The organism is Streptomyces sp. NTH33, assembly GCF_003236365.1.
Lineage (GTDB): Bacteria > Actinomycetota > Actinomycetes > Streptomycetales > Streptomycetaceae > Streptomyces.
The window spans coordinates 1-7,653 of the sequence record NZ_POTZ01000337.1; the positions used below are offsets into that span (position 1 = coordinate 1).

At 73.9% G+C, this 7,653-nt stretch carries 8 protein-coding genes and 1 pseudogene; 2 read left to right on the plus strand and 7 right to left on the minus strand.

The window, feature by feature from the left end; all coding sequences use genetic code 11:
• On the minus strand, positions 1-482 hold a 482-nt coding region (locus tag C1I97_RS26355; protein WP_181446919.1), incomplete at its 3' end, for a cobalamin-dependent protein.
• A 163-nt stretch (positions 483-645) separates the two neighbouring features.
• Between C1I97_RS26355 and C1I97_RS40740 the strand changes: the two genes are divergently transcribed.
• Positions 646-909, plus strand: coding sequence for a DUF1264 domain-containing protein (locus C1I97_RS40740; protein ID WP_220040861.1), 264 nt, complete (start codon positions 646-648; stop codon positions 907-909).
• A gap of 89 nt (positions 910-998) precedes the next feature.
• On the opposite strand, the pseudogene C1I97_RS26365 reads toward C1I97_RS40740, so the two are convergent.
• The 4 genes and pseudogenes from C1I97_RS26365 to C1I97_RS26380 form a co-directional block, all read right to left on the minus strand.
• A pseudogene (locus C1I97_RS26365) lies at positions 999-1,298 on the minus strand (TlpA family protein disulfide reductase); the annotation flags it as partial.
• A gap of 12 nt (positions 1,299-1,310) precedes the next feature.
• A complete protein-coding gene (locus C1I97_RS26370; protein ID WP_181446920.1) occupies positions 1,311-2,240 on the minus strand; it encodes a YncE family protein in 930 nt (309 codons plus the stop codon).
• A complete protein-coding gene (locus C1I97_RS26375; RefSeq protein WP_111005657.1) occupies positions 2,182-3,402 on the minus strand; it encodes an MFS transporter in 1,221 nt (406 codons plus the stop codon). The genes C1I97_RS26370 and C1I97_RS26375 overlap by 59 nt, the downstream gene beginning before the upstream one ends.
• On the minus strand, positions 3,399-4,301 hold the full coding sequence (locus tag C1I97_RS26380; protein WP_146608295.1) for a DMT family transporter: 903 nt from the start codon (positions 4,299-4,301) through the stop codon (positions 3,399-3,401). Before C1I97_RS26380 ends, C1I97_RS26375 begins: the two co-directional genes overlap by 4 nt.
• Positions 4,302-4,717: 416 nt before the next feature.
• Here C1I97_RS26380 and C1I97_RS26385 point away from each other — a divergent pair, with 416 nt between their 5' ends.
• Positions 4,718-5,344: a DoxX family membrane protein gene (locus C1I97_RS26385; RefSeq protein WP_111005660.1), complete on the plus strand. Its 627-nt coding sequence runs from the start codon at positions 4,718-4,720 to the stop codon at positions 5,342-5,344.
• 80 nt (positions 5,345-5,424) lie between these two features.
• Here the strand turns inward: C1I97_RS26385 and C1I97_RS26390 are convergent, their stop codons facing one another.
• Together C1I97_RS26390 and C1I97_RS26395 are read right to left on the minus strand one after the other, a co-directional pair.
• Complete coding sequence (locus C1I97_RS26390) at positions 5,425-5,775, minus strand: ArsR/SmtB family transcription factor (protein WP_111005661.1); 351 nt, start codon at positions 5,773-5,775, stop codon at positions 5,425-5,427.
• Between the two features lie 49 nt (positions 5,776-5,824).
• Positions 5,825-7,594 carry a SulP family inorganic anion transporter gene (locus tag C1I97_RS26395; protein ID WP_111005659.1) on the minus strand — a complete coding sequence of 590 codons (1,770 nt, stop codon included), beginning with the start codon at positions 7,592-7,594 and terminating at the stop codon, positions 5,825-5,827.
• Between the last annotated feature and the right edge of the window lie 59 nt (positions 7,595-7,653).

A 7,653-nucleotide genomic window follows, 5' to 3' on the forward strand; every position in this document is an offset into this window, starting at 1 on the left:
ATCGTGTGGAGCATGACCGGGGCGGGCCCGCGTCCGCCGGGCGTGACGATGCCCGGCACCTGGTCCAGGCCGCCGTCGCGCACGGCCGCCAGCAGCGGGGCCATGGCCGGTTCGCCCTCTCCGCGGATCACCGCGTCCACCGCGCCCTCCGCCTGCCGCAGGACGTCCTCGGCGACGAAGGAGACGCTGTGTCCGCCGAAGAACACGAAGCAGCCGGGCAGCGTCTGCTTGATGCCGCGGGCGAGGTCGATGGCCTCGGGGATGTTCGCCAGGTAGTTCAGCGAGAACCCGACCGCCTCGGGCCGGAACTCCGCCACGGTCCGCTCCAGATCCTTGCTCCGCAGCACCTGCAGGTCGACGGCCCGCACCTCGTGGCCGGCCTCCCGCGCCGCCGCGGCGACGCGTTCCAGCCCGAGGGGCTCGAGCCGGAGGAAGATCTCCGAGTACATCAGGGCGCTGGGGTGGACGAGCAGCAGGCGCATGGGTCACCTCAGGTGCGCGGTGGGGGGGAGTGAAGGTAACCCGCGGAAGGCTCGGGAAAACGGCAGAGGGCCGAATGCGCCAGGGCTTCGCCCCGTTCGGGTGGCAGGACGCACAGCCGTCGAGCCGTCGAGCCGTCGAGCCGTCCCGGACGGGCGGAGACCCTTGCGCGACCAGGAGAAACCGTACTGGCATCCGCACAATTTCGAGTGGCTGTCCGGGCAGCCGGTGGCCCCCGGACTGCCGGAGACGGCGGAGAAGGCGTTCTTCGAACGGCTGGTGAACTTTTACGGGAAGACCTGGCACACCAACAGCCGCGGGGGACAGCCCGGTATGGATCCGCCCTACGGGGATCCGAAGCCGATGTGGTCCTTCCTCATCCCCGGCGTGACGGACGTCCACACCGCCGGACCCGAAGCGGAGCGCTGAGCACGCACCCGCATGCCCGGGCCCGTGCCCCCGTGCCCCTTTCTTCGCACTGCCATGTGAAGGGGCGTGGTGCTTCAGCCGTGCCGCCGTCAGTCCTCGTCCAGCAGCGCGTCGACGGCGGCGTGCAGCTCCGCCGGTGTCGTCGCACCCACCCGGCGGACGGCGCCGTCCACGCCCACGAGGACGTTCGTCGGCACACCGGTGATGCCCAGACGGGCCGCGTACTCGCCCGTCTCGTCGAGCAGCACGGTGCCCTCGATGCCCCAGACGCGGCAGAAGTCGCGGGCCTCCTTGGCGGCGTCCACGCTCTCCCACACGTTGATCATGACGATGTCCAGCCCGGACCGGGCGGAACGGCGGCGCAGCTCCTCCAGAACCGGCGCCTCCGCGTTGCAGGGGCCTCACCAGCTGGCGAAGAAGTCGATGACGTACTTCTTCTCGGCCCACTCACGGGAGGTGCGGATGCGGCCGGTGAACGCGTCGGGGAGGGAGAACCCGGGCAGGGGCCGGCCCTCGGCCGGATGGGCTGCCGCCGGCCGGCCGCCGGGCAGCCACGGACGGTCCACGACGGACAGGGTGCCGCTGCCGGCGTTGGAGACCAGCAGCCACCCGGTGGCCGGGTCGAGGGCGCAGTCCCCGGGACCGTTGCCGACGGTGATGCGGTGCTGTTCGCTTCCCGTGCGGGCGTCGTGGACGCCCACCGTGCCGGCCCCGCGGTTGCACACGTACAGCCACCGGCCGTCGTCGGAGGCGTGCAGGCCCACGGGCGCGCGCTCGGCGGGGGAGCGGCCGACGACCCGCCCGCCGGGCAGGGCGACACGGGCGACGGTGCTCGGCAGCGACTCGGTGACGTAGAGGGCCCCGCCGCCCGGCGCGAGTACGGCCTTGCACGGGCCGTCGTGGACCGGGACGCGGCCGAGCGGACGGAGCGTGCCGCTGTCGAAGACGGTGAGGGACGCCGACAGGAAGTTCACGCAGTAGGCGCGCCCGGTGCCGGCGTCGACCGCGATGCTCCCGGCGCCCAGTTGCGCGCGGACGGTGCCCACCACCTCCAGGCGGTCGGCGTCGATGGCCGTGACCGTGCCCGAGGCGGTGTCGCCGGTGAAGACCCGGCGCCGCGCGACGTCGTGCCCGAGCCCCGCCGGATAGCTTCCGACCCGGATCTGTGCCACGCGTCCGCCGGTGTCCGCGTCGAGCACCGTCACCGTGTCCGAGCGGGCATCCGCGGTGAACAGCCGCCGGGTCGGCGGATCGAGGACGACGGGAATGGGCTCACGGCCGACTTCCGCCCGCCACACGACCGCGCACCGGTCCAGGTCCACGGCGGCCACCGCGTTGTCCCGACTGCAGGCCACGAAGGCCCGGCGCGCGGCGGGGTCCACCACGACCGCCTCCGGCCCCGCGCCGACCGGGACGTGGGTCAGTACGCGATGCCGAAGATCGACGCGGCAGGCGGCTCCAGCCGCTGGGGGACCGTGCGCCCCCCGGTGTACCGGATGGTTTTTCACTGCCTCTGGATCCCCGTCCCGACAGAAAAGAAACATATGTGCAGGATGTGGCGGAATGAGAAGGGCGCCCTGCTCCGTGCGCGGAAGCGGCGATCAGGACAACGTTGGTGCGCACCCGCAGGACGTACCGGACGGCCCGGCCCAGCGGCAGGGTGCGCGGGTCACCGTGCAGGATCAGGTCCTCGTGCGGCGGAACACCGACGGCCTCCACGGCCCGCGCCGCGGGGTTGCGCTCGGTGGCCGGCGTCCGGGCGTCCTCGGCCCCGCGGTCGTCGCCGTCGCCGTCCGTGGCGGGCGCCCGCTCGCCGGCGGCATCGCGCCCACGGGCCTCGGGGACGCCGTCCTGGCCGGGGCGGAGACGGCCCTGGCCGCCGCGCGCCGGTTCCGGCAGCCGGACCACCGCCCACACCAGCAGCACCCCGGGGACGATCAGCCACCAGAAGGCGAAGCGCCGGCCGAGCGCGGAGCCGACCGTCCCGGAGATCGCGAACCCCACTCCGGTGCCGACCAGCTCGCCGGCCAGGACCGGTCCGTACATCCGTGCCCGCTCCCCGACGGGGAAGGAGTCGCCGACGAGGGAGGCCACGGTCGGCCCGGCGGTGGCGGTGACCGCGCCGAGCGCGGTTCGCGAGACGAGCAGCCAGGTGTAGGGCGGGGACACGGCGGACAGCACGGTGGCCGCCACCCACAGGGAGGTGCTCAGGGCGAGCAGGCGGGTGCGGGTCACCCGGTCCGTGAGGACACCGACCGGGATGGTGAACACGGCGGAGACCAGCGACACCACCGACGCCAGGAGCCCGATCCCGGTGTTCCCCACGTGGAAGGCCTCCTTGATCGGTCCGGCCATGGCCGAAACCGTGCCCTTGCCGGCTCCGTCGAGACCCAGCACCGCGCCGAGAACGAGGACCACCCGCGCGCGGGCCGCGCCGCCCAGGGCGTGCAGCATCCGCTGTCCGGCCCGGTCGATCGCGGCAGGGTGTTTCACGAAGCCGCCTCGGCGCGGGCGCCGCCGGAGCCCTCCCGCTCATCCCTGCCACTGGTGCCGGCGAGCAACGGGGAGCGCGCCAGCAGGATGACGCCGGTGGCCACGACGGCTGCCGCCACGACCGACATGAGGATGTAGAAACCGCCCCGCACCACTTCGCCGAAGACGAAAATGCCCCACATGATCGCGACGACCGGGTCGGACATGGTCATGCCGGGCTGGCTGACCAGCAGGCGTCCGGCCTGCAGAGCGGCCTGCAGCAGCACCATGGCACCGGCACCGGCCACGATCATGGCGTAGAGCTGCCAGCTGGTGAACAGCGTGGCGAAGCCGTGGGCGTACGCCTCCGTGACGCCTTTGATCAGTGCGGCGGTGAAGCCGAAGGTGCATCCGGTCGCCACACCCAGCAGCGCCGTTCTGCGGGCGCCGGGACCGGCGAGGCGGGCCCAGGCGACCAGGGCGGCGATCAGTGCGATGTTCAGCCCCGAGGCGACCGCCCACTCCGGATTGCCGGCGTGGGGGGCGGGGACGCCGGAGGGGGACAAGGAGAACAGCAGCCCGGCCAGACCGGCGGCCATCGCCGCCGAGGCGCCCCACTCCCGGGCGCCGAGCCGGCTCTTGAACACCAGCGACGACAGCAGGAGGGTGGCCGGCAGTTCCATCACCAGCACCGGCTGCACCACCGAGATCCGGCCGAAGCTCAGCGCCGTGGCCTGCAGGAGGAACCCGGCGATGATCGCGAGCACGCCGCACAGCCACACGGGGCGGTGCAGTAGCCGCCACACCAGCCGCGGACTCACACCGTCCTCCCGCGGAGCCTCGCGCGCGGCCTTGCGCTGCAGCACGGAGGACAGCGCGTTCGCGACCGCCGCGAGCACGGCGAGCAGCACACTCAGCACGGCGCCGGAGCGCGGTCGGGGGACCGGGGGGACACGCTGCGGGGCCAAGCAGCGGGGGCGGCTCGAATCACGCGTGCTCCTCCGCGGCGGTCGACAGGGCGGCGGGACGGCGGACGCCCTATTCCCTCAGTACAGGGCTCCGGTCAGGCCCCCGCAACCCGAGGCGTCCGCGTCCCGCGTCCACGTCCGCACGTGGGCGGCTCGGCCCGGACGGATGCGGTCCGCGCCGCGGGCGACTGCTCGCGGACGGCTGAACGGGCCCCGGAAGCAGGGACGTTCGGCCCTGAGGACGGGGCCCCGCAGCCCCTGAGCGCCCGGCCGCGACGGCGGGACATTGGTGGTGCACCGAGAGCGACCGACATTCCGTGACCGCCCCGCGGACACCCGGTGGGGCTCCCTTGGAGGGGATGGACATCATGGCCGTACACAACCACTCCCAGCACCACACCGGTCTGCGCCTTTCGTTGCCGCGCAGGCCGCGGACGGCTTCCGCTGCCACCGCGGCGTCCGAGACCGGCGCGGCGACCGCGTTCGGCGCCCACGCCCTGGCCGGGCTGCGGGTGCTGCTCGGGTTCGTCTTCCTGTGGGCCTTCCTGGACAAGACGTTCGGCTTCGGCTACGCGACCCCGTCCGGCAGGGGCTGGATCGACGGCGGTTCGCCGACCAGGGGCTTCCTCGGCGCGGTCGCCACGGGGCCCATGGAGTCCGTCTTCCACTCCTGGGCCGGCGCGGCGTGGGCCGACTGGCTGTTCATGCTCGGCCTGCTGGGCATCGGAGTCGCGCTGATCGCGGGGATCGGGCTGCGGCTCGCCGCGGTGGCCGGCACCGTGATGACGGCGCTGATGTGGATGGCCGAATGGCCCCCCGCCCAGCACCTGTCCGACGGTTCGCCGAGCATGTCGACGAACCCGTTCGCCGACTACCACTTCGTCTACGCCGTCGCCCTGATCGTCCTCGCGGCAACGGGTGCCGGCGCCACCTGGGGGCTCGGCCGGCTGTGGGCGCGCCTGCCCTTCGTCAGCCGGAACCGCTGGCTGCTCTGACGGCCGCCTCGCCCGGCCCCGGGGCCCCACCGCCACCCGCGGTGGGGCCCCGGCTGTCCGTCACCGGGCCGGTGCACCGGTCAGGCGGACGGCGGGCCCTCGCCCTGCGCCGCGCGCAGATCGGCCAGCATCTCCGCCTGCCCCGCCAGGACTCCGGACAGGATCGTCCGCGCCACCCGCAGCAGTTCGGCCACGTGCGGGTCGGTCAGCGAGTAGTGGACGGTCGAACCCTGCTTGCGGGAGACGACCAGGCCGGCCCGGCGCAGCACGGCCAACTGCTGGGAGAGGGCGGCGGGTTCGATGCCCACCTCGGGCAGCATCTCGGCCACCGCGTGCTCGCGCTCACTGAGCAGCTCCAGGACGCGGATGCGCGCGGGATGGCCGAGCGTCTTGAAGAACTCGGCCTTGAGTTGGTACAGCGGCGTGGTCACCATTGCTTCGTCCTGGCTCTGCTGTGCGTCGCGACAGGCGGTAACAACATCAAGAATTGCGCAGCTGTGCAATTCCGTGCGCGGGCCGGCCAGGAGCGTCCGCCGGCCGCAGCACGCCGGCCGTCTCCAGATGTCCGCGCGCGGCCCGGATGGCCTCGGGCGTGGTGGCGTACTCCCCGCCCCTGCGGCGCAGCAGGTCCAGCACGCCGACGGAGTCCAGGACCTGGCGCTGGCCGGGGCGTATGCCGGAGGCCAGGACGAGGACGCCGCGCCGGTCGAGCTTCTCCACGGCGTCCTTGAGCACCAGGGCCCCGGTGGCGTCCATGGTGGAGATCCGGGACATGCGCAGGATCACCACGCGCACGTCGGCCACCTCGCTCAGCTCCAGCAAGAAGCGGTGGGCGCCGGCGAAGAACAGCGGCCCGTCGATGCGGTAGGCGACGACGTGCTCGGCGAGCAGGGCGTGCTCCTCGTCGGTTGGGGTCTCCCCTGCTCGAGCGCAGCCGAGAGCTTGGGGAAGGTCGCCGCGGTCCAGCGGCACCTGGTCGAGGCGGGCCTGGCGGGCCACGGCGCGCAGCGCCAGGGCGCCGGCGACGAGGAGGCCGATGACGACGGCCTGGACCAGGTCCAGGGCCAGGGTGGCCAGAGCGGTCAGCGCGAGGATCGCCGCGTCCGAGCGGGTCGCCCTCGCCATGGCCCGCAGCGAGCCGACCTCGACCATGCGGACCGCGGTCGCCAGCAGTACGCCCGCCAGGGCCGCCAGCGGGATGCGGGACACCAGCGGGGCGGCGGCGAAGACGATCACCGCGAGCACGGCGGCATGGCTGAGGGAGGAGAGCCGCGAGCCCGCGCCGGTGCGGACGTTGACGGCGGTCCGGGCGATCGCGCCGGTCGCCGGCACCCCGCCGAACAGGGGGGCGGCGATGTTGGCCAGCCCCTGTCCGAACAGCTCCCGGTCCGGGTCGTGCCGCCGGCCCACCGTCATGCCGTCGGCGACCGAGGCGGACAGCAGGGACTCCAGCGCGGCCAGCGCGGCGACCGCCACCGCCGGGGCGAGCAGCGAACCGAGCGCGCCGGGGTCGAGGAAGGCCAGCGACGGCGCGGGCAGCCCGGAGGGCAGGTCGCCGATCGGCCGGGCCCCCTCCAGACCGGCCGCCTGGACGACGACGGTCGCCGCGATCACGGCGAGGATGGAGAACGGCACGGCCGGCCGCCACCGCGCCCCCACGAGCATGACCGCGGCGACCGCGGCGGCGCAGCCGAGCGCCGTCCAGTTCGGGTGCCGTACGAACTCCTCCAGGGCCCGCCAGGCGACGACGAGCACCCGGTCGCCCTCGGGCTGGGCCACCCCGAGCGCGTTCGGGATCTGCTGCAGGCCGATCACGCAGGCGATGCCCAGGGTGAAGCCCTCCACCACGGGAGCGGGCACGTACCGCATGTACTTCCCGGCCCGCAGCACGGCCAGGGCGACCAGCATCAGCCCGGCCATCAGCCCGACCGTGAGCACCCCGGAGGCGCCGTACCGGGCGACGATCGGCACCAGCACCACCGTCATGGCGCCGGTGGGCCCGGACACCTGGAGATCGGAGCCGCCGAACAGCGCGGCGAGCGCGCCCGCGACCACCGCGGTGGCCAGCCCCGCCTCGGCGCCCAGCCCGGAGGAGACGCCGAAGCCGAGGGCGAGCGGCAGGGCGACGATCGCCACGGTCAGTCCGGCGAGCAGGTCGCGGCGAGGGCTGCGGCCCATGCCGACCAGATCGGCCCGCGACGGCAGCAGGGACACGATCCGGGACCGGCCCCGGCTGAGTAGGGACGTCATCGAGCGGCGACCTCGGCTTTCTCTCGACGTACAGGGGAGTGAGGACAGGGGGCCAGGGG